At 67.1% G+C, this 23,411-nt stretch carries 25 protein-coding genes; 20 read left to right on the forward strand and 5 right to left on the reverse strand.

What is annotated here, in order from left to right; all coding sequences use genetic code 11:
• Positions 1–146: 146 nt before the first annotated feature.
• Genes AC5P7S_RS05615 through AC5P7S_RS05630 form a run of 4 tightly spaced genes read left to right on the forward strand, consistent with a single transcriptional unit; the run spans position 147 to position 2,924 of the window.
• Entirely contained in the window at positions 147–461 is a 315-nt protein-coding gene (locus AC5P7S_RS05615) for a DUF3649 domain-containing protein (RefSeq protein ID WP_005415910.1), read from the forward strand.
• The gene (locus AC5P7S_RS05620; RefSeq protein ID WP_095378315.1) at positions 458–2,095 is read left to right on the forward strand and encodes a PepSY-associated TM helix domain-containing protein; all 1,638 of its coding nucleotides are present in this window, start codon (positions 458–460) and stop codon (positions 2,093–2,095) included. Before AC5P7S_RS05615 ends, AC5P7S_RS05620 begins: the two co-directional genes overlap by 4 nt.
• Entirely contained in the window at positions 2,092–2,421 is a 330-nt protein-coding gene (locus AC5P7S_RS05625) for a DUF3325 domain-containing protein (RefSeq protein ID WP_095378316.1), read from the forward strand. Before AC5P7S_RS05620 ends, AC5P7S_RS05625 begins: the two co-directional genes overlap by 4 nt.
• Before the next feature lie 29 nt (positions 2,422–2,450).
• Positions 2,451–2,924, forward strand: a complete 474-nt coding sequence (locus AC5P7S_RS05630) for a hypothetical protein (protein ID WP_095378317.1) — start codon at positions 2,451–2,453, stop codon at positions 2,922–2,924.
• A 121-nt stretch (positions 2,925–3,045) separates the two neighbouring features.
• On the opposite strand, the gene rlmKL is transcribed toward AC5P7S_RS05630, so the two are convergent.
• Complete coding sequence (gene rlmKL, locus AC5P7S_RS05635; protein ID WP_095378318.1) at positions 3,046–5,184, reverse strand: bifunctional 23S rRNA (guanine(2069)-N(7))-methyltransferase RlmK/23S rRNA (guanine(2445)-N(2))-methyltransferase RlmL; 2,139 nt, start codon at positions 5,182–5,184, stop codon at positions 3,046–3,048.
• A 145-nt stretch (positions 5,185–5,329) separates the two neighbouring features.
• Complete coding sequence (locus AC5P7S_RS05640; RefSeq protein WP_005415905.1) at positions 5,330–5,857, reverse strand: alpha/beta hydrolase; 528 nt, start codon at positions 5,855–5,857, stop codon at positions 5,330–5,332.
• 72 nt (positions 5,858–5,929) lie between these two features.
• Here AC5P7S_RS05640 and AC5P7S_RS05645 point away from each other — a divergent pair, with 72 nt between their 5' ends.
• Entirely contained in the window at positions 5,930–6,496 is a 567-nt protein-coding gene (locus AC5P7S_RS05645) for an N-acetylmuramoyl-L-alanine amidase (RefSeq protein WP_095378319.1), read from the forward strand.
• Positions 6,497–7,240: 744 nt separating this feature from the next.
• Here AC5P7S_RS05645 and AC5P7S_RS05650 read toward each other — a convergent pair.
• From AC5P7S_RS05650 to AC5P7S_RS05660, 3 genes are all read right to left on the reverse strand, one after another.
• Positions 7,241–8,143, reverse strand: coding sequence for a sulfurtransferase (locus AC5P7S_RS05650; protein WP_095378320.1), 903 nt, complete (start codon positions 8,141–8,143; stop codon positions 7,241–7,243).
• A complete protein-coding gene (locus AC5P7S_RS05655) occupies positions 8,140–8,943 on the reverse strand; it encodes a CoA pyrophosphatase (protein WP_095378321.1) in 804 nt (267 codons plus the stop codon). The genes AC5P7S_RS05650 and AC5P7S_RS05655 overlap by 4 nt, the downstream gene beginning before the upstream one ends.
• 218 nt (positions 8,944–9,161) lie before the next feature.
• Entirely contained in the window at positions 9,162–9,863 is a 702-nt protein-coding gene (locus tag AC5P7S_RS05660; RefSeq protein ID WP_005408797.1) for an FKBP-type peptidyl-prolyl cis-trans isomerase, read from the reverse strand.
• A gap of 167 nt (positions 9,864–10,030) precedes the next feature.
• Here AC5P7S_RS05660 and AC5P7S_RS05665 point away from each other — a divergent pair, with 167 nt between their 5' ends.
• The 15 genes from AC5P7S_RS05665 (at position 10,031) to rnt (ending at position 23,120) form a co-directional block, all read left to right on the forward strand.
• Positions 10,031–10,813, forward strand: a complete 783-nt coding sequence (locus AC5P7S_RS05665) for an enoyl-CoA hydratase-related protein (protein WP_053501080.1) — start codon at positions 10,031–10,033, stop codon at positions 10,811–10,813.
• Between the two features lie 4 nt (positions 10,814–10,817).
• Positions 10,818–11,171 (forward strand): hypothetical protein, encoded by a 354-nt coding sequence (locus AC5P7S_RS05670; protein ID WP_005415900.1) that lies wholly within the window; start codon positions 10,818–10,820, stop codon positions 11,169–11,171.
• Positions 11,171–11,860, forward strand: coding sequence for an endonuclease III (gene nth, locus AC5P7S_RS05675; protein WP_053501078.1), 690 nt, complete (start codon positions 11,171–11,173; stop codon positions 11,858–11,860). Before AC5P7S_RS05670 ends, nth begins: the two co-directional genes overlap by 1 nt.
• A gap of 196 nt (positions 11,861–12,056) precedes the next feature.
• Entirely contained in the window at positions 12,057–13,268 is a 1,212-nt protein-coding gene (locus AC5P7S_RS05680; protein WP_049411264.1) for an OprO/OprP family phosphate-selective porin, read from the forward strand.
• Positions 13,269–13,490: 222 nt separating this feature from the next.
• Complete coding sequence (gene pstS / locus AC5P7S_RS05685; protein WP_005415897.1) at positions 13,491–14,507, forward strand: phosphate ABC transporter substrate-binding protein PstS; 1,017 nt, start codon at positions 13,491–13,493, stop codon at positions 14,505–14,507.
• A 408-nt stretch (positions 14,508–14,915) separates the two neighbouring features.
• Complete coding sequence (pstS, locus tag AC5P7S_RS05690) at positions 14,916–16,004, forward strand: phosphate ABC transporter substrate-binding protein PstS (RefSeq protein WP_005415896.1); 1,089 nt, start codon at positions 14,916–14,918, stop codon at positions 16,002–16,004.
• Positions 16,005–16,086: 82 nt separating this feature from the next.
• Positions 16,087–17,055, forward strand: a complete 969-nt coding sequence (gene pstC, locus AC5P7S_RS05695) for a phosphate ABC transporter permease subunit PstC (protein ID WP_012479635.1) — start codon at positions 16,087–16,089, stop codon at positions 17,053–17,055.
• Positions 17,055–17,918, forward strand: a complete 864-nt coding sequence (gene pstA / locus AC5P7S_RS05700) for a phosphate ABC transporter permease PstA (protein ID WP_005415894.1) — start codon at positions 17,055–17,057, stop codon at positions 17,916–17,918. The genes pstC and pstA overlap by 1 nt, the downstream gene beginning before the upstream one ends.
• A gap of 19 nt (positions 17,919–17,937) precedes the next feature.
• Positions 17,938–18,768 carry a phosphate ABC transporter ATP-binding protein PstB gene (gene pstB / locus AC5P7S_RS05705; RefSeq protein ID WP_049411272.1) on the forward strand — a complete coding sequence of 277 codons (831 nt, stop codon included), beginning with the start codon at positions 17,938–17,940 and terminating at the stop codon, positions 18,766–18,768.
• Positions 18,769–18,844: 76 nt separating this feature from the next.
• Positions 18,845–19,552, forward strand: coding sequence for a phosphate signaling complex protein PhoU (phoU, locus tag AC5P7S_RS05710; protein ID WP_005415893.1), 708 nt, complete (start codon positions 18,845–18,847; stop codon positions 19,550–19,552).
• A gap of 238 nt (positions 19,553–19,790) precedes the next feature.
• The gene (locus AC5P7S_RS05715; protein ID WP_005415892.1) at positions 19,791–20,144 is read left to right on the forward strand and encodes a hypothetical protein; all 354 of its coding nucleotides are present in this window, start codon (positions 19,791–19,793) and stop codon (positions 20,142–20,144) included.
• Positions 20,131–21,006, forward strand: a complete 876-nt coding sequence (locus tag AC5P7S_RS05720) for an HvfB family MNIO-type RiPP peptide maturase (RefSeq protein ID WP_012479633.1) — start codon at positions 20,131–20,133, stop codon at positions 21,004–21,006. The genes AC5P7S_RS05715 and AC5P7S_RS05720 overlap by 14 nt, the downstream gene beginning before the upstream one ends.
• Entirely contained in the window at positions 20,999–21,754 is a 756-nt protein-coding gene (locus tag AC5P7S_RS05725; protein ID WP_012479632.1) for an HvfC family RiPP maturation protein, read from the forward strand. Before AC5P7S_RS05720 ends, AC5P7S_RS05725 begins: the two co-directional genes overlap by 8 nt.
• A gap of 25 nt (positions 21,755–21,779) precedes the next feature.
• Positions 21,780–22,301: an HvfX family Cu-binding RiPP maturation protein gene (locus tag AC5P7S_RS05730; RefSeq protein WP_012479631.1), complete on the forward strand. Its 522-nt coding sequence runs from the start codon at positions 21,780–21,782 to the stop codon at positions 22,299–22,301.
• A 234-nt stretch (positions 22,302–22,535) separates the two neighbouring features.
• Positions 22,536–23,120: a ribonuclease T gene (gene rnt, locus AC5P7S_RS05735; protein ID WP_005408782.1), complete on the forward strand. Its 585-nt coding sequence runs from the start codon at positions 22,536–22,538 to the stop codon at positions 23,118–23,120.
• Positions 23,121–23,411 lie beyond the last annotated feature (291 nt).

The raw sequence follows: 23,411 nt of genomic DNA on the forward strand, positions 1-23,411 counted from the left end.
GTGCCCATCGCCCGTGTACTGCCCCGACTTCTGGGCTGCCCGTCTGCGCGGGCAGTGCTTCGTCGATGGGACACGCTGGGCGACATGCGCAGGGCGCAAGGGGGCCGCGGACGCGTTCCATCCCTTCTCCTACCTTCAGGAACGCCGTGGACCGCTCGCCCACACCCGCCAGCCCCCGCACCTTGTTCTCCAGCCCGCGCTGGGGCGTGCTGTCACGCGCTTTGGCCGCGATTTTCGGCGGCTATGCGCTGGCCTCGATGACCAGCGTGTTCTGCGCGGTGGCGTTGCCCGGCGCGCGCGGCCAGACCGTGCTGACCGGCATGCTGCTGGCCATTGTGGTGGCTGCCTGCGCGGCGCTGTGGGCCTTTGCCACCCGCAGCGCACTGCGGGCCTGGGTCGGCATCCTCGCCCCCGCCCTGCTGATGGCGGCGGTCGCACGCCTGTTGGGCGCCTGGGCATGAAGAACGGATTCCGCCAGTCGATGGCCTGGCTGCATACCTGGACGGGCCTGCTGGTCGGCTGGTTGCTGCTGCTGATCTTCATGGCCGGCACGGCCAGCTACTACCGCGAGGAAATCAGTCGCTGGATGCGCCCGGAGCTGCCGTCCAGCAACGTCAGCATCGACGTGGCCGCGCAGCGCGCGGTGGACTACCTGCAGGCCAATGCGAGCCACGCCGAGAACTGGTTCGTCACCCTGCCGCAGCCGCGCAACCCGGCCATGCAGCTGTTCTGGCGGCTGCCACCGGAACTGGCCGACCCCAGTCGTGGCCGTCGCGGTGGCTTCGGCGACGCCACGCTCGACCCGAACACCGGCCAGGCACTGAAGGCGCGCGAGACCCGTGGCGGCGACTTCTTCTACCGCCTGCACTTCGACCTGCACTACATCCCGGTGTACTGGGCGCGCTACCTGGTCGGTTTCTGCGCGATGTTCATGCTGGTGGCGATCATCACCGGCGTCATCACCCACAAGAAAATCTTCAAGGACTTCTTCACCTTCCGCAAGGACAAGGGCCTGCGGTCCTGGCTGGATTTCCATAACGTCAGCGCGGTGATGGCCCTGCCGTACCACGCGATGATCACCTACACCGGCATCGTCACTCTGATGATCATGTACCTGCCGTGGGGGGTGAAAGTCGCCTACCCGCAGGACGAGGACAAGTTCTTCAGCGAAGCCTTCGGCGGCATGCCAGAGGTGACCGCGCCGGCGCAGGGCCGCGCCACGCCGCTGCCGATCGCACAGTTGCTGGACAGCGCGCGTGCGCACTGGCACGGCGTGGAAGTGGCCGGCTTCACCGTGTCCAACCCGGGCGCTGCCAATGCGGTGATTGACATCCGCCAACGTGACGGCAGGCGTTTGTCCACCGACACCCCGGCGCTGCGCTACGACATGGTCAGCGGTGCGCTGCTGGAAGAGACGCCACCGTCCGGCGGTGCCACCGCCACCCGTGGCGTGCTGTATGGCCTGCACCTGGCGCGCTTCGCCGACTGGGGCCTGCGCGCACTGTTCTTCCTGTCCGGCCTGGTCGGCTGCCTGATGGTCGCCAGCGGCGTGGTGCTGTGGGCGGTGAAGGAGCGTCCCAAGCATGCCAAGAACGGGCGTACCGGATTCGGCCTGCGCCTGGTCGATGCGCTGAACATCGGCACCGTGGCCGGCCTGCCGATCGCCTTCGCGGCGTACTTCTGGGGCAACCGCCTGCTGCCGCTGCAGATCGCCGAGCGCTCCAGTGCCGAGGCCAACGTGTTCTTCTGCGCCTGGGGCGCCGCGCTGCTGGCCGCCTTCATCTGGCCGAAGCGGATGATGTGGGCGTGGCAGCTGTACCTGGGTGCGGCCGCGTTCGCGCTGGTCCCGGTGGTCAATGCAGTGACCACCCATGCCCACCTCGGGGTCACACTGCGCAGCGGCGACTGGGTACTGGCCGGCGTCGATCTTTCGATGATCGCGTTCGGCGCGATGCTGGCGCTGTGCGGCTGGCGCATGCAGCGCTGGACGCCACCGCTGAGTGCGGCCGAGAAGAAGAAACGTGCGGCCGCTGCGGCTGCGCCGAAGGCATCGGTGAACACTGCAGAAGCGGCCGAAGCGGAGGCCAGCGCATGATGCTGCTGGCACTGGCGCTGTCGTTCTCTGCGTTCACCGCGCTGTCGCTGTCGATGGAAAAGCACCAGCACGACCTGCATGGCAAGGCCGCGGCCGCACCCGCACGGCGGATGCAGTGGCGGGTGCTGGGCTGGGCGCTGCTGGCGGCGGCGTTCGCACTGTGCGTGGCCGACCACGGCTGGGCGATGGGCCCGGTGCTGTGGCTGGGGGCAATGACCCTGGCCGGCGTGACGCTGTCGCTCGGGTTGTATCCGTATCGTCCAACATGGATTGCGCCGCTGGCGATCGCGCTGCCGGTGCTGGGGTTGGTGCTGGAATTGCTGTAGCCGCAGGACGGGGACAGCGGCATCCTCGCATGGCGTGGATCTACAATGCCCGCATGGATAGCATGCTGCAGCGGATGTCTGGAATCGGCTTTTTTTCCCGGTTGGGTGAAACACTGCCCATAACGGCCGGCGTCGTCGCCGTTCGGTCGCTGGCCGAAGCACTGCGGACCATCGATACCGATGGTTTCGAATGGATGCCCACGACACTGGGCGATTCGGATCCGTTTCACGGCGCCCTGCCCCATCCCGCCGAACTCGCCGACGCCCGACGCGAACTCAACCGCACGTTGATGCGCGCGCTTTCGGCCCTGGATCTGCCGGCACTGCGCTGTGGCGCACATGACCTGCAGCTGGTGGCGCGCGATGGGGCGATGTTCGCCTTCCGGCAACGCCTGCTGGAGATGCATCTCAGCCTGCCGGCACACTGGGAGCCTGTGCTTGCGCTGTACGAACAGGGTCATTGGCCCCTGGCCCATGCGCCGGGGCGATTGTTGGTGCTTTAGGCCGATCCACGCATGGCGTGGTTCTACGGGCCAGATGGGGTAGTGCCGGCCGCTGGCCGGCATCCCGCGGACCTTCCACGGTTCTGACGCAGTTGCCGGCCAGCGGCCGGCACTACCGGGCTTACCCCAACCGCTTCAGTTCCCACGCGCGGTGGATGCGCGCGTTGCGCTCGAAATCCGGACCAATCGTGCGTGCGGTGATCTCGCGGCACTGGGCGAATTCGGCGATGGCGTTCTCTTCCAGCTTGAAGCGGCGGAAGTTGTTGGAGAAGTACAGCACGCCACCCGGTGCCAGCCGCGCCACCGCCGCCCGCAGCAGCTTCAGCTGTTCGCGCTGCACGTCGAAATCATCGGCGCGGGCGGAATTGGAGAAGGTCGGCGGGTCACAGAAGATCACGTCGTACTGGCCGCGGTCGCCTTCCAGCCAGGCCATTGCATCGGCCTGTACCAGCAGATGCTGGTTGCCCCCCTGCCCGTTCAGCGCCAGGTTGTCGTAGCACCACTGCAGATAGGTGGCCGACAGGTCGACGCTGGTGGTGCTGACGGCACCGGCCACGGCGGCCTGCACGCTGGCCACGCCGGTGTAGCAGAACAGGTTGAGGAAACGCTTGCCACGCACCTGCTCGGCCATCATCCGGCGCAGCGGGCGATGGTCGAGGAACAGGCCGGTATCCAGGTAATCGAACAGGTTCACCTGCAGCAGCGCGTTGTTCTCTCGCACCACGATGAACTCGTCGCGCTGCTCGAAGCGGCCGTACTTGCTGCCGCCCTTGCCGCGCTCGCGCGATTTCATCGACACCTGTTCCGGTGGCACGCCGAACACTTCGCGCGCGGCGGCCAGCAGCTCATTGCGGCGGCGGCGCACGTCGTTCTCGGGAATCGCCGCCGGTGCCGCATATTCCTGCACATGCAGGAAGGTACGCCGCCTGCCACCCTCTTCCTCGTAGACGTCGATGGCCGCCGCGTACTCCGGCAGGTCGGCGTCGTAGGCGCGGAAGCAGGTGATGTCCTCGCGGGCACGCCAGCTCTTGAACTTCTTCAGGTTCTTGCGCAGGCGGTTGGCCACCATCTGCGCGCCTTCGCTCAGCTCGCGGGGCTGTGCCGGATCACGGCCCGGCACAGCGATCGGATCGCAGACGATCAGCGCGCATTCCAGCGCACCGTTGAACATCTGGTACTTCTTGCTGGCACGCAGGCCGGTGGCAAAGGCCAGTTCGTCATTGCCACACAGCAGGCTGGCGCGCCACTGCGGCACCGCCTTCTGCAAGGCATTGCCCAGTGCACGGTACAACGCCGGATCGGCGGCCAGGCGCTCGTCGTACGGCGGGTTGCAGACCACCGCACCGATCTCCTGTTCCGGCGCGGCCAGGTCGGCGACATCGGCGCGGGTGAAACGGATCGCGTGGGCGACGCCGGCGACCTCGGCATTCTCGCGGGCCGCCTGGATCGCAGCCGGGTCGATGTCGCTGCCGTGGATGACCGGCTTCAGCGCGGCCAGACCGGCCGCTTCGCGCTCACGTGCTTCGCTCTGGATGGACTTCCAGGCCGCCTTGTCGAAGCCCAGCCAACGGCTCGGCGGCAGGCTGCCATGCCGCATCAGGCCTGGGGCAACGTCGGCGGCCATCAGCGCGCCTTCGATCAGCAGCGTGCCGCTGCCACACATCGGGTCCAGCAGGCCACCGCCGGCGGCATGCAGGCGCGGCCATTGCGCGCGCAGCAGCAGCGCGGCGGCCAGGTTTTCCTTCAGCGGCGCCTCGTGGGCGGCACCGCGCCAGCCACGGCGATGCAGCGGGCCACCGCCGAGGTCGATCGACAGCGAGGCGCGGCCCTTGCGCAGCGAGAGGTTGACGCGCACGTCGGGCAGATCGGTATTGACCGAAGGCCGCTCCAGGCCTTCGTCGCGCATGCGGTCGACGATCGCATCCTTGATCCGCTGCGCGGCAAAGCGTGCATGGGTGATCTTGTCGCCGGACACGTGCGCATCCACCGCCAGGGTCATCTCCGGCGAGATGTGCTCGTGCCACGGCAGTGCACGCACGCCGTCATACAGGGCCTGCTCGTCCGGGCAGTCGAACTCGTCGATCGGCCACAGCACCCGGCTGGCCAGGCGCGACCACATCACGATCCGCAGCGCCTGCGCCAGTTCGCCGTCGGCGTTGACGCCGGCAATGGTGGCGGTGGCCTTGCCAAGGCCCAGGGCCGACAGTTCATCGGCAAGCAGGTATTCCAGGCCCTTGGCGCAGGAGACGAAGAATTTCACGGGATCGGTTCGCAGGTGGTCGGGCGCGGCACAGGGGCCGGGCCGGTCGGAAAGGAGGGCCGTAGGCACGGCCGGCAGGCCCGCGCCGGGGGCGGCGGGGCTGCCATTGTAGTCAATGCGGGCGGGCGCGCCGTGCGCCCTGGCTTCACAGTTGCCGCAGCAGGCGCTCGAAGGCCTGCGCGGAGGCCTCCACGTGGCGCTCCAGGCGGTGGCCATCGTCAACCAGCAGCAACTGCGCCGAACGCGCCTGCGCCCAGGCAATCACGCCGGCAGCCGGTACCACATCGTCATGCCAGGCCTGCACCACCGTGGTCGGCACCGCAGCGGCGTCCAGCGCCGGCATCGGGCCCATGGCGGTCGGCGGCACCATCAGGAACAGGCCGGCCACCGGCACCTGCAGCGAAGCGATGGCGGAGATGTAGGCGCCCAGGCTGGAGCCGGCCAGCACCACCGGCCCCTGACGGGCAGCGATGGCGGCGCGTTCAACCAGACGGCGCAGGCGGGTCGGCACGTCGCCCACCCGGCTGACCTCGCTCATCGCGTCCAGGTCGGTGTAGTCGGGGCGCTCGTGGGTCCAGCCCAGGCGTTGCGCCACCTCGGCCAGCGCGGTGACCTTGGTCGCCTCCGGGCCGCTCTCGAAGCCATGGGAGAGGATGCAGTGGCCGCGGCTCATGCGCGTGCTCCGTGGGCGCGGGCCGACGAGGAAAGGGAAGGCAGGTTCATGCCGCAATGCTAGCATCGCCGGATGCCCAACCCGCTCCTGCCCGGCCTGCAGCTGCAGCCCCTGCCCTATCACGACCGACTGCCGCTGCGGGATCCCGCCTCGCTGGAAATGGTGGTGATCCACTGCACCGAGCTGCCCGATCTGGCGATGGCCCGCGAGTACGGCGAGCGCGTGCTGTACGACAGCGGCGCCGGCAATAGCGGGCACTTCTACATCGACCGCGATGGCAGCGTGGTGCAGTACGTGGCGCCGGAACGCGTGGCCCATCACGTGCGCGGCATGAACGCGCATACGCTGGGCATCGAGCTGGTCAACCGCGGGCGCTATCCGGACTGGTTCGACAGCCGCCACCAGGCGATGGACGAGCCCTACACCGAGGCACAGCTGGGAGCGCTGGAGCGGCTGCTGCTGGCGCTGGTGGCGCGCTATCCGTCGCTGCGGCGGATTGCCGGGCACGACCAGCTGGACCTGGAGCAGGTGCCGGCCAGCGATGATCCGACGCTGAGGGTGGCACGCAAGCGCGATCCGGGGCCCTTGTTCCCGTGGGCACGGGTGCTGGCGAAGGTGCCGCTGCAGGGGTTGGAGTAAGCAGCAGGGCTGCGCCCTGCACCTGCAGAGGCAACGTCAACGTCAAGAGCTGGCATTCCGGGGGATGGCGGGGTGGATCCGATTGCGGGGGACGCCGTAAAGCCCCAGGCCGGCCCAGCCGCTGGCGGCTGTGCGTTCGGGCGCTTGCGAAGCAGTGCTTCGCAAGCAAAGCGCCCTCACCCATGGCGGCTTGGCCGCGGCATCCATGCCACGGACACCCCCGCAACCGGACCCACCCCGCCTTCGACAGTTCTCCGCGATCCTTCGAATCGGCACGGGGTCGGCTCCCGTTGCTACGCAACGGGCTCTGACCCCGATTTTCGGTTGATAGGGTCAGAGCCGTTTTCCGTTGGAAAACGGATCCGACCCCGCGCGGCTCAGGCGCCGGTCGACACCGGGCGGCTGCTGTCGCTCACCCAACCGCTCCACGAATTGGTGGGTGTCGACCTTGGTCGGCACGGGGTCGGATCCCGTTGCCACGCAACGGGCTCTGACCCCCGATTTACGCTCGATGGGTCAGAGCCGCTTTCCGTTGGAAAACGGATCCGACCCCGCGCGGCTCAGGCGCCGGTCGCCACCGGGCGGCTGCTGTCGCTCACCCAACCGCTCCACGAATTGGTGGGTGTCGACCTTGGTCGGCACGGGGTCGGATCCCGTTGCCACGCAACGGGCTCTGACCTCCGATTTTCGGTTGATGGGGTCAGAGCCGTTTTCCGTTGGAAAACGGATCCGACCGCGCGCTTCTCAGGCGCCGGTCGCCACCGGGCGGCTGCTGTCGCTCACCCAGCCGCTCCAGGAATCGGCGTAGATGCGCGCGCCGCTCAGCCCCGCGCTTTCCATCGCCAGCAGCAGATGGCAGGCGGTCACGCCGGAACCGCACATCAGCACCACCTGCTGCGGATCGCGGTTGCCGATCACGCCCTGCAGTTCGGCGCGCAGCTCCTGTGCGTCGCGCAGGCGGCCGTCGAGTACGTTCAATGCGAACGGGCGGTTGACCGCGCCCGGCACATGCCCGGCCACCGGGTCCAGCGGCTCCACTTCACCACGGAAACGCTCACCCGCCCGCGCGTCGACCAGCCAGCCCGGCGCATGCTTCAGCCGCGCGGTGATTTCATCGGCGTTGGCGATCTGGGTGGTGTCGAAGCGGCCCGGGTAGGCAGGCAGCGCTGTCACTTCAGCCTGGCCGCTTTCCAACGTGTGACCGGCGGCCTGCCAGGCGGCGATGCCGCCGTCGAGTACGGCCACCCTGCTGTGACCGATCAGGTGCAGCAGCCACCACAGGCGCGAGGCGGCCATGCTGCCGTCGCTGCCATCGTAGACCACCACCTGGGTGTCGGGGCCGATGCCCCACTGCCCCAGCTTTGCAGCCAAGGCATCGCTGTCCGGCAGTGGATGGCGACCATGGCCGACGCGCGACAGATCAGACAGGTCACGATTCAGATCGGCATACACCGCACCCGGGATATGACCTGCCAGATACTGGCTGCTTCCCGCCTGCGGGTCGGCCAGCGAGGAGCGCGCATCGACCACCCGCACCGCAGTGCTGGCAGTGGCGCGTGCGTCGACCACGCGGATGCCTTCGCCCAACGCGGCAGCCAGTGTGGCGACATCGACCAGGTTGGTCCACGGCGGATCGATCAGCTTCATTGCACTTGCTCCAGGCGGCGACGCAGGTTGTAGAGAATGGCGGCGGTCGCCCCCCAGATGCGCTGGCCCGGCCAGCCATACTCAAGCACGTGGCGTACCCGGCCGCGATGGTTGATTTCGACCTGGCGCAGGCTGTCAGGCGCCATCAGGTAATCCAGTGGCACCTCGAATACCTCGGCCACTTCACTCGGCTGCGGCACTGGCACGAACTCCGGATCGACCACCGCCACCACCGGCGTGACGCGGTAGCCGGTGATGGTGACGAAGGGATCGAGATACCCCAGCGCCTGCACCTGGCCGGGCGCCAATGCGATTTCTTCCTGGCTCTCGCGCAGCGCGGCCGCCAGCGCGTCGCGGTCATCGGGTTCGGTGCGGCCACCGGGGAATCCGACCTGGCCACCATGGGTGCGCAGTGTTTCGGTGCGACGGGTGAGGATCACCTGTGCGCCGTTGGCGCGCGGCACGATGCCGGCCAGCACCGCAGCCTCCACTGGAGGCCCGGGCGGCAGCAGGTCGACCAGCTCACTGCGGTTCCAGCCGTCGCCCGCAGGTGGTTGGGCCAAGGGGTGCAGCGCGCGCATCAGTCGTTCGTGGTCGGCCACCGAACCGCGCAGGGACTGCTGCAGTTGTTGCCGCAGGGGCTGCACGCGATGCAGGATGCGGCTGCGTTCCTCGTTGCTCATCGACGACCACCGCGCGATCTCATCGATATGCCGCCCGCAGCCGGCGCATTGCCGGTGCGGATCCAGCGTGCACACTCCGATGCAGGGACTTGCGACAACACGCGCCGTTTCTTCCATTGTTTGCACCCGCCAACAGTAGCGCGATCGGGCTGAATTTGCGCGGGTGGCCCAGCCGGACGGGTAGAGTCGACTGTCAGTCGACTCGCGCGCGCAGCGCGGGCGTTTCCCCGATGTGACCCAAAAACAGTCGACTGACAGTCGACTCTACCGTCAGGAACTGCGCAAACAAAAACGCGCCGGTGGAATCACCGGCGCGTTTCGTTTGCTGCTTCGATTTACTTGACGCTGACCAGCTTGATCTCGAACTGCACAGCCACGTTCGGCGGGAACGGGGTGCGCGGATCGGCACCGTAGGCCTGGTCCGGCGGCAGGGTGACTTCCCACTTCGAGCCTGCCGGCATCTGCAGCAGGGTCTCGCGCATGGCCTTCATTTCGACTTCGCTGACCTTGATCGACGGGATCTGCTGGGCCGGGCGGGCTTCGGTCGGGCGCTGGCCGTACGGGAACGGACCGGCCACTTCCAGCTGCACAGTGCTGGCCTGGGTCGGCTTGGCACCCTTGCCGGCCTCGATCACGCGGTACTGGACGCCGCTCGGCAGGGACTGCACACCGGCCTTGGCCTTGTTCGCCGCGATGAACTGGTCGCTCTTGGTCTTGTTTTCGGCAGCCGCCTTTTCGTACTCGGCCTTGGCGGCCTGGGCACGGCCCTGCTCGCGCTTCTGGAACGCTTCAACGGCCGGCTTCAGCTGCTCGGCGGTGATCGCCGGCTGCTTCTTGGCGTAGGCATCCTGCAGGCCCTTCACCACCGAGTTGATGTCCAGCTGCTCACCACGACCGGTCAGCTCCGCCAGGTTGTTGCCGTAGTCGTAACCGAAGTAGTAGCTCAGCTTGCCCTTTTCGGACGAGACGTCCTGGGCGAAGGCATTGCCCGTCAGGGCCAGGGCCGCGACGGCGACCGCGATAGAACGCAACTTCATCAAACAGTTCTCCAGGGGTGGTAACTCAGGGACGTTCTGCGCCGCCCTGAGGCGACGGGTTAGGATAACGGGCGCAACGTGTAACCGCTACTCACGATGCAGGCTATGACCCGTCTGCGTTTCCAGAGTTCAATATCACTTTTTTTTAACGTTCCAGGAGTTTCCTCGTGGCCGATGCCCTGATCGCTGTCGCTGACGACGGCGCCATCCGCACCGTGACCGTCCAGCGCCCAGACAAGCTCAATGCCCTCAACGCCGCGACCCTGCAAGCCCTGGCCGATGCCTTCAGCGACGCCGCCGCCGATCCGGAGGTGCGCGTCGTGATATTGACCGGGGCGGGCCCCAAGGCGTTCGTGGCCGGTGCCGACATCGCGGAAATGAACACGCTCAGCGCCGTTCAGGGACGTGATTTCTCGCTGCTGGGCCAGGCCCTGATGCGCCAGATCGAACGCATGCCCAAACCGGTCATCGCACGCGTGAATGGTTTCGCACTGGGCGGTGGCCTGGAACTGGCGATGGCCTGCCACCTGCGCATCGCCGCAGATACCGCCAAGGTCGGCCAACCGGAAATCAACCTCGGCCTGATCCCCGGCTTCGGCGGCAGCCAGCGCCTGCTGCGCCTGTGCGGCCGCGCCGCCACCCTGGAGCTGTGCCTGCTGGGGGCGCCGATCAACGCCGCGCGTGCGCTGGAACTGGGCATCGTCAACGAAGTCGTGCCGGCCGACGCGCTGGACAACCGGGTGCAGGACGTCGCCCGCCAGCTGGCACGCTCGGCCCCGCTGGCCCTGCGTGGCCTGCTCGACGCGGTGCACGTGGGGGGCGAATGCAGCCTGGAGGCCGGGCTGGAATACGAAAGTGCACAGTTCGGCCTGCTGTTCGCCACCGAGGACATGCGCGAAGGCACCAGCGCCTTCCTGCAACGCCGCGCGCCGGCCTTCCAGAACCGCTGACGCCATGGCATCCCGACCCAACCCCGCGCAGTTGTTCGCCCGGGTCCAGGCAGACGATCTCGATGGTGCCCTGCAGGCCGGGCTGATGGACTACATCGTCCGTGCCGGCGACGACCGGTTGCTGCCTGACCACCCCGACCTTCCGCAACGCCTGTGCCAGGCCCAGCAGCAACTGCGCGCGGCCTGGGCTGCACGCGAACGCTACCGTGCCCGTGCGGTGCGCCTGGCCCGCCGCGAGGCCGAGCGCGATGCACGTCGCACTCCGGCACCAGCCCCGGACGTGAAGCCCGCCCTGCCCGCTGCGGCAGCCGCGATTCTGGCCCGGGCCAAGGCCCGCGCCAGTGGCAAGGAACAGTAATGGCCACCACGAAAAAGACCGCACGCGCCCCGGCGCGGCGTGGCGGCACGATGCCACGCGCCGACGTGGTGGAGATGTTCACCCGCCTGCGCGAACTCAACCCGCACCCGAAGACCGAACTGGAGTACAGCTCGCCGTTCGAGCTGCTGGTGGCGGTGGCGTTGTCGGCGCAGGCCACCGACGTCGGCGTCAACAAGGCCACGCGCCGCCTGTTCCCGGTCGCCAACACGCCGGCGAAGATCCTTGCGCTCGGCGAGGATGGCTTGAAGCAGTACATCGCCACCATCGGGCTGTTCAACGCCAAGGCAAAGAACGTGATCGCCACCTGCGCGATCCTGCTGGAGAAGCATGGCGGTGAAGTGCCGCGTGATCGCGAAGCGCTGGAAGCGCTGCCGGGTGTCGGGCGCAAGACCGCCAACGTGGTGCTCAACACCGCGTTCGGCGAGCCGGTGATGGCGGTGGACACGCATATCTTCCGCGTCGCCAACCGCACAGGACTGGCGCCGGGCAGGAACGTGCGCGAAGTGGAAGACAAGCTGGTGAAGGTGATCCCGGCCGAGTTCCTGCTCGACGCGCATCACTGGCTGATCCTGCACGGACGTTATGTGTGCAAGGCGCGCAAGCCGGATTGCCCGGGCTGCGTGATCGCCGACCTGTGCCGGTTCAAGGAAAAGACCACGGCCGAGTGACGGCAGCATCCACGCAAGGCGTGCCTCTACTGCAACCGGGTCGCAATCCGGGCGTCATACGCAAGCGGTTTCAATGGCAGGCCTTGCCGTGACGGGGCCTGCGGCGGATGTCTGCCGCGCGTGAACTGTCACATTTACGCAATCTTTACCTTCTAGCCTGCGCGCATCTTCCCACCTGCCTGCAAGGCTCCTCTCCATGAAACTGCATCACCAACTCCTGACGGTGGCCGTGGCTGCTGCGCTGTATGTGCCGGCTGCACACGCCGAAGTCGCCATCGACGTGATCGGCGGTTCGGAAATCACCTTCGAAGGCCTGGTCCAGGCCGACGGCAACTGGTTCCACAACGATGTGGTCGACCTCAACGGTGGCGACGCCGGCAACGGCAAGAACAGCGAATTCGAACTGCGTCGCGCCGAGCTGGTGCTGAAGGGCAAGGGCCCGGGCAACGTGGAGTGGGTGGTCGGCTATGACGCCAAGGCCGACAAGTTCCTCGACACCAACGTGAAGTACAAGCTGCTGGGTAACGCCAACCACTTCCTGCAGCTGGGCCAGTTCAAGCAGCCCAACAGCCTGGAAGAACTGTCCAGCACCAAGAACAACGATTTCATTTCCAAGGCAGCGGTCACCAATACCTATGCCATCGCCCGCCGCCTGGGCGGCGCGTACAGCTACGGCCAGGACAACTGGTCGGTGACCGCCAGCGCCTTCGGCCGCGAGCTGACCCGCAACCTGGCCCACGGCAGCGGCTACGGCGCGCGTGGCACCTGGGCCCCGATCAATGAAAAGGGCCAGGTCCTGCACTTCGGTCTGAGCTACGTCAACTACGACGCCGACGCCGACACCCTGCGCGTGCGTGCGCGTCCGAATGCCGACCTCGCCACTGCCCGCCTGGTTGACAGCGGCAACCTGACCGACACCGACCGCGTCAGCACCATCGGTGCCGAAGCGATGTACTTCCAGGGTCCCTTCAAGGCCCAGGCCGAGTACTACACCAGCAAGGCCAAGCGCTACGACCACGACAACTACACCAGCGACGGCTACTACATCAGCGGCGTGTGGAACGTCACCGGCGAGACCTGGAGCTACAAGGGCGGCACTCCGGGCACCGGCCTGCCGAACAACCCGGCCGGCGGCCAGTGGCAGCTGGGCGTGCGCTACGACCACATGGATCTCAATGACGGCAACCTCGCCGCCAATCCGGTCGCCGGTCGCCCGCCGATCGTCGATGGCGTGCTGGGCGGCAAGATGGACATCTGGACCGTGGGCGCCAACTGGTACCTGCGTTCCAACTTCAAGCTGATGCTCAACTACGTGATGGTCGACAGCAAGAAGTACAGCTCCACGGCGCGCGGTTTCGTCAACGACGATCCCAACATCCTGGAAGCCCGCGCGCAGTTCTTCTGGTAAGCCCAGCCACCTGCGCTGAACCGCGAAGGCACGGCCCCGGCCGTGCCTTCGTCGTTGCAGCGATACCCGTGCCGTCCTGCCGGCACAGCGGACGCGACATCCCTCATGACGCGTGTCACGCCCGCGTCATATGACAGACGCGGACGTGTCACGCAACCGTTATGGAATGTGCACCGAAACGTCGGGCAACCGCCCTTCGACCACCACCCCAGGAGTCTCCCCGTGATCCACGCCTTCAAATCGCGCGCCGCTGTCGCCATCCTGGCTGCATCGTCCGTGTTCGCCGCCAACGCCGCCGACATCACCGGCGCGGGCGCATCGTTCATCTACCCGGTCATGTCCAAGTGGTCGGCCGACTACAGCGCCGCAACCGGCAACAAGGTCAACTACCAGTCCATCGGTTCCGGCGGCGGCATTGCCCAGATCAAGGCCAAGACCGTTGATTTCGGCTCTTCCGATGCGCCGCTGAAGCCGGAAGACCTGGCTGCTGCAGGCCTGGCGCAGTTCCCGTCGGTGATCGGTGGCGTGGTGCCGGTGGTCAACGTGGCCGGCATCGCCCCGGGCGCCCTGAAGCTGGACGGCGCCGTGCTGGCCAACATCTTCCTGGGCAAGATCAAGACCTGGAACGACCCGGCCATCGCCGCACTGAACCCGGGCGTGACCCTGCCGAACGCCAAGGTCACCGTCGTGCATCGTTCGGACGGCTCGGGTACCACCTTCAACTTCGTCAACTACCTGTCCAAGGTCAGCCCGGAGTGGAAGAGCTCGGTCGGTGAAGGCACCTCGGTGCAGTGGCCGGCCGGCATCGGCGGCAAGGGCAACGAAGGTGTTGCCGCCTACGTGAAGCAGATCAAGGGCGGCATCGGCTATGTCGAACTGTCCTACGCGCTGCAGAACAAGCTCTCCTACACCGCGATGAAGAATGCCGCCGGCAAGTTCGTGCAGCCGAGCGACACCTCGTTCGCTGCCGCCGCTGCCAGCGCCGACTGGGCCAACGCCCGCGACTTCTACCTGGTGATGACCAATGCGCCGGGCGCCGAGTCCTGGCCGATCACCGCCACCAACTTCATCCTGGTGCAGAAGACGCCGAAGAATGCTGCCAATGGCAAGGCGACCCAGGAGTTCTTCCGCTGGGTCTACAAGAACGGCGACGCCCAGGCCCGCCAGCTGGACTACGTGCCGCTGCCGGACAGCCTGGTCCGCCAGATCGAGACCTACTGGTCGCAGAACCTGAAGTAAGCGCGTTCCCCCGCAGGAACGGGGGCGGCGGGTCCTCTCTCCCCCGCCGCTCCCACCCGGGCGCGAGATCCTCGAGATCTCGCGCTCTTCTTGTTTTCGGGGATGCACCTGCCCCTGTAGAGCCGAGCCGACGCTCGGCTGCGCTCTGGAGCGTGCGGACCGACGGTCCGCACCTACCGTGGGCAAGGAGCTGTCGCGCATTGACGCTGCAAGGACCAAGCCGCCGTCATATCGGTGCGCAGATCCGGGGTTTCCGGGCCCCGGCCGGATCGGCGCCAGCCCTGTGAAAGCCTTGTCAGAACGTGATCCTCGACACCTCTGTCATGGTCGTAATACGGCTGTAACAAAAACATCATTTCATAGCCGCATCCGCCGACCACGTCGGCTCTTCCCCGCTATGGAGTGACCATGAAACTGCACTCGGCCGGCCTTGCCGCCCTTTCCCTGGCCATCGCCCTGGGCCTGTCGGCCTGCGGTGGCGACAAGCAGGCCGCGCAGCAGCCGGCTGCCGGCGCTGCCGCTGCCCCCGCCGCTGCCGGTGCCAAGGTGACCGCCGAAGTGTCCGGCGCGGGCGCGTCCTTCATCTTCCCGCTGGTCTCCAAGTGGTCGGCTGACTACAACGCCAGCACCGGCGCCAAGATCAACTACCAGTCGATCGGCTCCGGCGGCGGCATCGCCCAGATCAAGGCCGGCACCGTCGATTTCGGTTCGTCCGACAAGCCGCTGAGCAGCGAGGAGCTGGCCCAGGCCGGCCTGGCGCAGTTCCCGTCGGCCATCGGCGGCGTGGTGCCGGTGGTCAACATCGAAGGCCTGGAAGCCGGCAAGCTGCGCCTGAGCGGCGCCCTGCTGGCCGACATCTTCCTGGGCAAGGTCAAGACCTGGAACGACCCGGCGATCGTCGCCGCCAACCCGGGCGTGAAGCTGCCGGACGGCAAGATCACCCTGGTCCACCGTTCGGATGGTTCGGGCACCACCTTCAACTTCTCCAACTACCTGTCCAAGGTCAGCCCGGAGTGGAAGAGCAAGGTCGGTGAAGGCACCTCGGTGCAGTGGCCGGACGGCGTCGGTGGCAAGGGCAATGAAGGCGTTGCGTCCTACGTGAAGCAGATCAAGGGCTCGATCGGCTACGTCGAACTGGCTTATGCCCTGCAGAACGGCATGCCGTATACCGCCATGCAGAACGCCGCCGGCAACTGGGTCGAGCCGAGCGCGGAAACCTTCGCCGCTGCGGCCGCCAGCGCCGACTGGGCCAGCGCCAAGGACTTCAACCTGGTCATCACCAACGCCCCGGGCGAGCAGGCGTGGCCGATCACCGCAACCAACTTCATGCTGATGCAGAAGCAGCCGAAGGACGCCAAGCGCAACCAGGACACCCTGGCCTTCTTCAAGTGGGCCTTCGAGAACGGCCAGGCCCAGGCCAACGAGCTGCACTACGTGCCGCTGCCGGCCGAGCTGGTCAAGCAGATCGAGGCCTACTGGGCGACCGACCTGAAGTGACGGACACGACGGTGCCCGCCCCGCGCGGGCACCGCCTCTTCCACGCCGTGCCGCCCCGCCCCTTCCTGGCCCAGCCGTCCCCATGAATGCCATCGCCCAGCCTGTAGCCGCCCCGTCCACGCGTGATGCGCGTGATGCCCGCAACGACAAACTGTTCCGATGGGTGCTGGTCGGCACCGTCATCTTCGTCCTGATCGCCCTGGCCTGCGCCGCGCTGTCGATGCTGTGGGGTGGTCGCCATGCCCTGCAGATGCAGGGACTGAGCTTCTTCTTCTCCGCTGACTGGAATCCGGTCGAAAACAAGTTCGGCGCCCTGGCTCCGATCTACGGCACCCTGGTCACCGCTGTCATCGCGATGGTCATCGCCGTGCCGGTCAGCTTCGGCATCGCCTTCTTCCTCACCGAAGTCGCGCCGCGCTGGCTGCGTGGCCCGGTCGGTACCGCCATCGAACTGCTGGCCGGCATCCCCTCGATCATCTACGGCATGTGGGGCCTGTTCGTGCTGGTGCCGGTGATGACCGAGTACGTCACCCCGTTCCTCAACGAGACCCTGGGCGAATGGCCGGTCATCGGCCCGATGTTCCAGGGCCCTCCGCTGGGCATCGGCATGCTCACCGCCGGTTTCGTGCTGGCCATCATGGTCATTCCGTTCATTTCCTCGGTGATGCGCGAGGTGTTCCTGACCGTGCCCACCCGCCTGAAGGAATCGGCCTACGCGTTGGGCTCCACCAAGTGGGAAGTGAGCTGGGACATCGTCCTGCCCTACACCCGTTCGGCGGTCATCGGCGGCATCTTCCTCGGCCTGGGCCGCGCGCTGGGCGAAACGATGGCTGTAGCCTTCGTGATCGGCAACAGCGTGCGCCTGTCGCCGTCGCTGCTGGAACCGGGCACCACCATCGCCGCGCTGATCGCCAATGATTTCGGCGAAGCCACTGAAACCTACCGTTCGGCCCTGCTGCTGCTCGGCTTCGTCCTCTTCATCGTCACCTTCGTGGTGCTGGCCATCGCCCGCCTGATGCTGATGCGCCTGTCCCGCAAGGAGGGCAACTGATGTCCACCACCGCTGATTCGCTGTACCTGCGCCGCCGCATCGGCAACGTCGTTGCGATCACTGCGTCCTGCGCCACCGCCCTGTTCGGCCTGTTCTTCCTGGGCTGGATCCTGTTCACCCTGGCTGCCAAGGGCCTGGCCGGCATCAACTGGGATCTGTTCACCAAGATGACCCCGCCGCCGATGCAGGACGGCGGCCTCGCCAACGCCTTCTTCGGCAGTGCCGTGATGTGTGCACTGGCCATCGGCATCGGCACCCCGCTGGGCGTGCTGGCCGGTACCTGGCTGGCCGAGTATGGCAACGCCCGCAAGGCCGGCACCGTGGTCCGCTTCGTCAACGACATCCTGCTGTCGGCGCCGTCCATCGTGCTGGGCCTGTTCGTCTACACGCTGTACGTGATGCAGACCGGCGGCAACTTCTCGGCGTTCGCCGGTGCGCTGTCGCTGGCCTTCATCGTGCTGCCGGTGGTGGTGCGCACCACCGACGAAATGCTGCGCCTGGTGCCCTCGCAGATGCGCGAAGCGGCCCTGTCGCTGGGCATCCCGCAGTGGAAGGTGATCGTGCAGGTGCTGTACCGCAGTGCGTCGGCCGGCATCATCACCGGCATCCTGCTGGCGCTGGCCCGCATCTCCGGCGAGACCGCACCGCTGCTGTTCACCGCCTTCGGCAACCAGTACTGGAACAACAACATCTTCCAGCCGATGGCTTCGGTGCCGGTGGTGATGAACCAGTTCGCCGGCAGCCCGTATGAATCCTGGCAGGTACTGGCCTGGGCCGGTGCCCTGGTGCTGACTGTCTTCGTGCTGCTGGTCAGCCTTGCCGCCCGCGGCATCCTGCTGCGCAACCGTATCTCCCATGACTGACCTTTCCGTGGATAACGCCATGAACGACCTTTCCAACGCCGTGCCGATGCAGCGCATCGCCGTGCCGTCCTCGCACGAGAGCCTGCACACCCCGGCTCCGGTCAAGCTTGCCGCGCGCGGACTGGACTTCTACTACGACAAGTTCCACGCCCTGAAGGGCATCAACCTGGAAATCCCGGAGAAGCGCGTGACCGCGCTGATCGGTCCTTCCGGTTGCGGCAAATCGACCCTGCTGCGCATCTTCAACCGCATCTATGCGCTGTACCCGAAGCTGGAAGCGCGCGGTGAAGTGCTGCTGGACGGCGAGAACATCCTGTCGCCGAAGTACCCGATGAACCGCCTGCGCAGCAAGGTCGGCATGGTGTTCCAGAAGCCGGTGCCGTTCCCGATGACCATTTTCGAGAACGTGGCCTACGGCATCCGCCACCACGAGAAGCTGAGCAAGGCCGATATGGCCGACCGCGTCGAGCAGGCGCTGCGCCAGGGCGCGCTGTGGGACGAAGTGAAGGACAAGCTGGGGCAGAGCGCACTGGGTCTGTCCGGTGGCCAGCAGCAGCGTCTGTGCATCGCCCGTGCCGTCGCCCTGCGCCCGTCGGTGCTGCTGCTGGACGAGCCGACCTCGGCGCTGGACCCGATCTCGACCAGCCGCATCGAGCAGCTGGTGGAAGAACTCAAGCACGAGTACACGATCGTGATCGTCACCCACAACATGCAGCAGGCTGCGCGCGTGTCCGACTACACCGCCTTCATGTACCTGGGCGACCTGATCGAGCACGACCGCACCGAAGTGATCTTCTCGCAGCCGTCGCAGCGGCAGACCGAGGACTACATCACCGGTCGCTTCGGCTGAAACCTCAGTCGAGCGTGGCTCGACTCTCCAGACAACGTCAGTCGAGCATGGCTCGACTCAACAGAGCGGAACAACCATGAACCTTCCCAACGACCACATCGTCAAGAGCTACGACGAGGAGCAGCAGCGCCTGGTGGCCGAAATCGTGCGCATGGGCGAGATGGCCGTCGCCCAGCTCGAAGCGGCGATGGACGTGATCGAGAAGCGCGACGAGAACGCCGCCCATCGCATCATCGCCAACGACGAAGCGATCGACGCGCTTGAGCAGCAGATCAGCCACGACGTGATGCGCCTGGCGCTGCGTGGGCCGATGGCGCGCGACCTGCGCGAGATCCTGGCTGGCCTGCGCATCCCGGCCGACATCGAGCGCATCGGCGACTATGCAGCGAACGTGGCCAAGCGCTCGATCGCGCTGGGCAAGGTGCCGCCGCTGCCGCAGATCCAGGGCCTGCGCGCACTGGGCCGCCTGGCCGCGCAGCAGGTGCGCCGTGCCATCGCCGCCTACCGCGACAACGATGCCGAGGCCGCGCTGGCACTGCGCGAGGACGACGCCCGCCTGGACGCCCAGTACACCGCGCTGTTCCGCGAGCTGCTCACCTACATGATGGAAGACCCGCGCAACATCACCCCGTGCACCCACCTGCTGTTCATGGCCAAGAACCTGGAGCGCGTGGGCGATCACGCCACCAACATCGCCGAGAACGTGTGGTTCCTGGTGCACGGCGAGCAGCCGCTGCCACCGCGTGAAAAGCGCGACGAGACCTCCAGCACCGGCCAGCCCTGACGCTGCACTGCAACACCGGAGTCGACTCCAAGGTGGCCGCTGTCCTGTGACAGCGGCCTTTCTTTTTTTGCGGTGTTCCACCCGCGTTGTGGGCGCCGTGCTTGCCCGGCGCAGACCTTCCGGATGCTTCTGTAACAAATCTCACGAAAATTTGAGTTCTTGGCGAGGATTCGTTGAGTAGGATCGCTGCACCATCGATTCACCCCGGGCACCTGCCCACCACCCAGGAGTAAGACCGATGAGCAGTTCCAACAAGACCCTGTCCCTGCTGACCGCTACCGCCCTGGCCGCCGGCCTGGGCATGACCGCCAGTGCCTCGGCCCTGAGCATGAGCGACCTCGCCCAGGGCTACCTGGTGGCCGGCCAGGCGGCCAAGGCCAGCACCGATGCCAAAGCCGCCGATAACAAGATGGCCGCTGACGCGACCAAGCACGCCGAAGGCAAGTGCGGCGCCGACGGCAAGAGCGGCGAAGGCAAGTGCGGTGCCGACAAGGGCAAGGCTGCCGGCGCAGCGGGCGCCAAGGCCAAGGCCGGCGACACGAAGTCGGCTGAAGGCAAGTGCGGCGAAGGCAAGTGCGGTGGCAAGCACTGACGCCCGCGCCAGCCTCGTCCACCCGCGGTCGCCGCTTCGTGCGGCGGCCGCCGGGTTGGGCCTGCGCCGGGCGCTGCTGCAGGACCTGCGTGACGCCCCGGAAGGCGACTTCGACTTCCTCGAATGCGCACCGGAGAACTGGATCCATGTCGGCGGCCCGGCCGGTGATGCCCTGGCCGAACTGGCGCAGCGCCATCCGCTGAGCTGCCACGGCCTGTCGCTGTCGCTGGGCGGCAGTGCACCACTGGATACCCAGCTGCTGGAACAGGTCGGCCGGTTCCTCGAAAAGCACCGCGTGCCGCTGTACAGCGAGCACCTCAGCTACTGCAGCGACGACGGCCACCTGTACGACCTGCTGCCGATTCCCTTTACCGACGAAGCCGTGCGCCATACCGCGCAGCGCATCAGCCGCGTGCAGGACCTGCTGGGCCGTCGCATCGCAGTGGAGAACGTGTCCTACTACCTGGCACCCGCGCCGGCGATGGACGAACTGGCCTTCACCAATGCCGTGCTTGCCGAAGCCGACTGCGACCTGCTGCTGGACGTCAACAATGTCTACGTCAACGCCTGCAACCACGGCTACGATGCCGATGCCTTCATCGCCGGCCTGCCTGCACGGCGCATCGTCTGCCTGCATGTGGCCGGGCACCTGGACGAGGCACCCGACCTGAAGATCGATACCCACGGCAGCGCGGTGATCGATCCGGTCTGGGCGCTGCTGGCGCGTACCTATGCACGCATCGGCCCGCGTCCCACCCTGCTCGAACGCGATTTCAATTTCCCGCCGTATGCAGAACTGCAGGGCGAACTGCAGACCATCCGCCGCCTGCAGGCCACACATGCCGGGGCGGCACATGGCTGATTCCGCCGACACCCTGCGCGCGCAGCAGCACGCCTTCACCGCGCACCTGCGCAACCCGCAGGCGGTACCCGCACCGGCCGGACTGGAGCCACGCCGGGTCGCGGTATATCGGCACCTGCTGTTCAACAACCTGCTCGGCCTGTTGAGCAACGGTTTCCCGGTCTGCGTGCGCCTGCTTGGCGAACCGGCCTGGAGCGCCCTGGTGCGCCACTACTTCGCCACCCATCGCTGCCAGACACCGCTGTTCACCGAACTGGCCGCCGAGTTCGTGCAGTGGCTGCAGGCGCAGCCGCAGCTGCCGCACCCGGCGCTGGCCGAACTGGCCCACTACGAGTGGGTGGAAACCGCGCTGTACCAGCTGCAGGCCGAACCGCTTCCTGCGCCTGGCGATACTGATCCACTTCGGGTGCCGCTGCGGCGTTCGCCGCTGGCGTGGCCGCTGCTGTACCAATGGCCGGTGCACCGTCTCGGTGCAGAGGATGCGCCGACCCAGCCCCTTCCAGAACCCACCGGCCTGCTGGTCCGCCGCGAAGCCGACGGTGAAGTGCGATTCGCCGCGCTCAGCCCGCTGGCGGTACACCTGCTGGCGAGCATCGGCGAACGGCCCGGCCTGGAAGGACAGACGTACCTGCAGCAGCTGGCCACCTCGCACGGGCTGGCCGAGGACGTACTGGCCGAGCCCGGTGCCGCACTGCTGCTGCAGTTCCTGCAGGCCGGCGTGATCGGCCCGCTCGCCCCCCCGCCCTGACGCCTCTTCCACTGGAGATCCAACGATGAACCTGCCGCTCCTGGCCGCCGCGCGCGGCCGGCTGGACCGTCTCGCCCCCTGGTTGGCGCCGCTGGGCCTGCGCGTGCTGCTGGCCTGGGAATACTTCGAATCCGGCCGTGAGAAGCTGCACGGCCAGAACTGGTTCGCCGACCTGCAGGGCGCCTTCCCGTTCCCGTTCAACCAACTGCCTGCTGCCCTGAACTGGCAGCTGGCCACCTGGTTCGAACTGGTCGGCGCGGCCTGCCTGCTGTTTGGTTTCGGTACCCGTTTCGCCGCCGCCAGCCTACTGGTGCTGACCGTGGTGGCGACCTATGCGGTGCATTGGCCGATGCAATGGAATTCGCTGGGTGACCTCGCGATGGGGTATGCCATCAGCGACCAGGGCTACGGCAACTTCAAGCTGCCGGTGCTGTTCATGGCCATGCTGCTGCCGCTGATCTTCACTGGCGCCGGCAAGCTGAGCGTGGACGCCTGGTTGGCCCGGTGGCAGCCATCGGTCACGACGGCACGGCCTGCGGTGCGCTAGATGCCGTCCGTGGTTGGCGCGCCGCGTGCCAACCAAGGTTGGCACCTACCGGAATCCAGAGCGTGCGGTGCCCGGCAGGTGTCGACCTTGGTCGACACACGCCCACGCAGGGAGCCCATGCACAGAAAGCTGGCCGGGCGCTCAGGGTCGCTCTGCTAGAATTCACGCATGACTGACTCCCCCTCCGCACCTGCCGCCGCTCCCGATTCCGCAGTACCCCAGGCGCAGCGCGCGATGTCACAACGCTTCCGCGGCTTCCTGCCGGTGGTGGTGGATGTGGAAACCGGCGGCTTCGACAGCCAGCGCAATGCGCTGCTGGAAATCGCTGCGGTGCCGATCGAGATGGACGAGAACGGCCTGCTCTACCCCGGCCAGACCGCCAGTGCCCACGTGGTCCCGGCCGAGGGCCTGGAGATCGACCCGAAGTCGCTGGAAGTGACCGGCATCATCCTCGACCACCCGTTCCGGCTGGCCAAGGAAGAAAAAGCGGCGTTGGACCACATCTTCACTCCGGTGCGTGCGGCGATGAAGAAGTACGGCTGCCAGCGCGCGATCCTGGTGGGCCACAACGCCCATTTCGACCTCGGCTTCGTCAACGCGGCCGTGGCCCGCACCGGCCACAAGCGCAACCCGTTCCACCCGTTCAGCGTGTTCGACACGGTCACCCTGGCCGGTATCGCGTACGGTCAGACCGTGCTGGCGCGTGCGGCCACCGCCGCCGGGCTGGGTTGGGATGCCAACGAGGCACACAGCGCGGTGTATGACACCGAGCAGACCGCGCGGCTGTTCTGCACCATCGCCAACGCCTGGCCGCGCTAACGCAGCCAACGGCGGAGCCCCTCGTGGCGGGCTGACAGCGATTCCTGGTAGGGCCGGGCGGGTGGACTGCGCAGGGGACGCTGCAAGTACGTCCCTGTAAGCTCGGTCGCCGCTTGCTCGTGTGCGCTGTCCTGCGCACACGGCAAGACCGGGGTTGGGCATCCGGCCCAACCCGCCCGAGGCATGCCTCAGGCCCATGCGGCTCACGCCCCTGCGCAGCCCACCCGCCCGGCCACGGACACGTTGCTGGGTGCCACGGAAAGATCAGAAAAGCAGGAGCAACAGCGGATC

Source organism: Stenotrophomonas sp. YJH_SMC_32, from assembly GCF_059369975.1.

Excerpts from the sequence above, each read along its gene's own strand:
- AC5P7S_RS05620 (WP_095378315.1), top strand. The coding sequence starts at position 458 with ATGAAGAACGGATTCCGCCAGTCGATGGCCTGGCTGCATACCTGGACG.
- AC5P7S_RS05625 (WP_095378316.1), top strand. The coding sequence starts at position 2,092 with ATGATGCTGCTGGCACTGGCGCTGTCGTTCTCTGCGTTCACCGCGCTG.
- AC5P7S_RS05630 (WP_095378317.1), top strand. The coding sequence starts at position 2,451 with ATGGCGTGGATCTACAATGCCCGCATGGATAGCATGCTGCAGCGGATG.
- AC5P7S_RS05640 (WP_005415905.1), bottom strand. The coding sequence starts at position 5,857 with ATGAGCCGCGGCCACTGCATCCTCTCCCATGGCTTCGAGAGCGGCCCG.
- AC5P7S_RS05645 (WP_095378319.1), top strand. The coding sequence starts at position 5,930 with ATGCCCAACCCGCTCCTGCCCGGCCTGCAGCTGCAGCCCCTGCCCTAT.
- AC5P7S_RS05650 (WP_095378320.1), bottom strand. The coding sequence starts at position 8,143 with ATGAAGCTGATCGATCCGCCGTGGACCAACCTGGTCGATGTCGCCACA.
- AC5P7S_RS05655 (WP_095378321.1), bottom strand. The coding sequence starts at position 8,943 with ATGGAAGAAACGGCGCGTGTTGTCGCAAGTCCCTGCATCGGAGTGTGC.
- AC5P7S_RS05660 (WP_005408797.1), bottom strand. The coding sequence starts at position 9,863 with ATGAAGTTGCGTTCTATCGCGGTCGCCGTCGCGGCCCTGGCCCTGACG.
- AC5P7S_RS05670 (WP_005415900.1), top strand. The coding sequence starts at position 10,818 with ATGGCATCCCGACCCAACCCCGCGCAGTTGTTCGCCCGGGTCCAGGCA.
- nth (WP_053501078.1), top strand. The coding sequence starts at position 11,171 with ATGGCCACCACGAAAAAGACCGCACGCGCCCCGGCGCGGCGTGGCGGC.
- AC5P7S_RS05680 (WP_049411264.1), top strand. The coding sequence starts at position 12,057 with ATGAAACTGCATCACCAACTCCTGACGGTGGCCGTGGCTGCTGCGCTG.
- pstS (WP_005415896.1), top strand. The coding sequence starts at position 14,916 with ATGAAACTGCACTCGGCCGGCCTTGCCGCCCTTTCCCTGGCCATCGCC.
- pstC (WP_012479635.1), top strand. The coding sequence starts at position 16,087 with ATGAATGCCATCGCCCAGCCTGTAGCCGCCCCGTCCACGCGTGATGCG.
- pstA (WP_005415894.1), top strand. The coding sequence starts at position 17,055 with ATGTCCACCACCGCTGATTCGCTGTACCTGCGCCGCCGCATCGGCAAC.
- pstB (WP_049411272.1), top strand. The coding sequence starts at position 17,938 with ATGAACGACCTTTCCAACGCCGTGCCGATGCAGCGCATCGCCGTGCCG.
- phoU (WP_005415893.1), top strand. The coding sequence starts at position 18,845 with ATGAACCTTCCCAACGACCACATCGTCAAGAGCTACGACGAGGAGCAG.
- AC5P7S_RS05715 (WP_005415892.1), top strand. The coding sequence starts at position 19,791 with ATGAGCAGTTCCAACAAGACCCTGTCCCTGCTGACCGCTACCGCCCTG.
- AC5P7S_RS05725 (WP_012479632.1), top strand. The coding sequence starts at position 20,999 with ATGGCTGATTCCGCCGACACCCTGCGCGCGCAGCAGCACGCCTTCACC.
- AC5P7S_RS05730 (WP_012479631.1), top strand. The coding sequence starts at position 21,780 with ATGAACCTGCCGCTCCTGGCCGCCGCGCGCGGCCGGCTGGACCGTCTC.
- rnt (WP_005408782.1), top strand. The coding sequence starts at position 22,536 with ATGTCACAACGCTTCCGCGGCTTCCTGCCGGTGGTGGTGGATGTGGAA.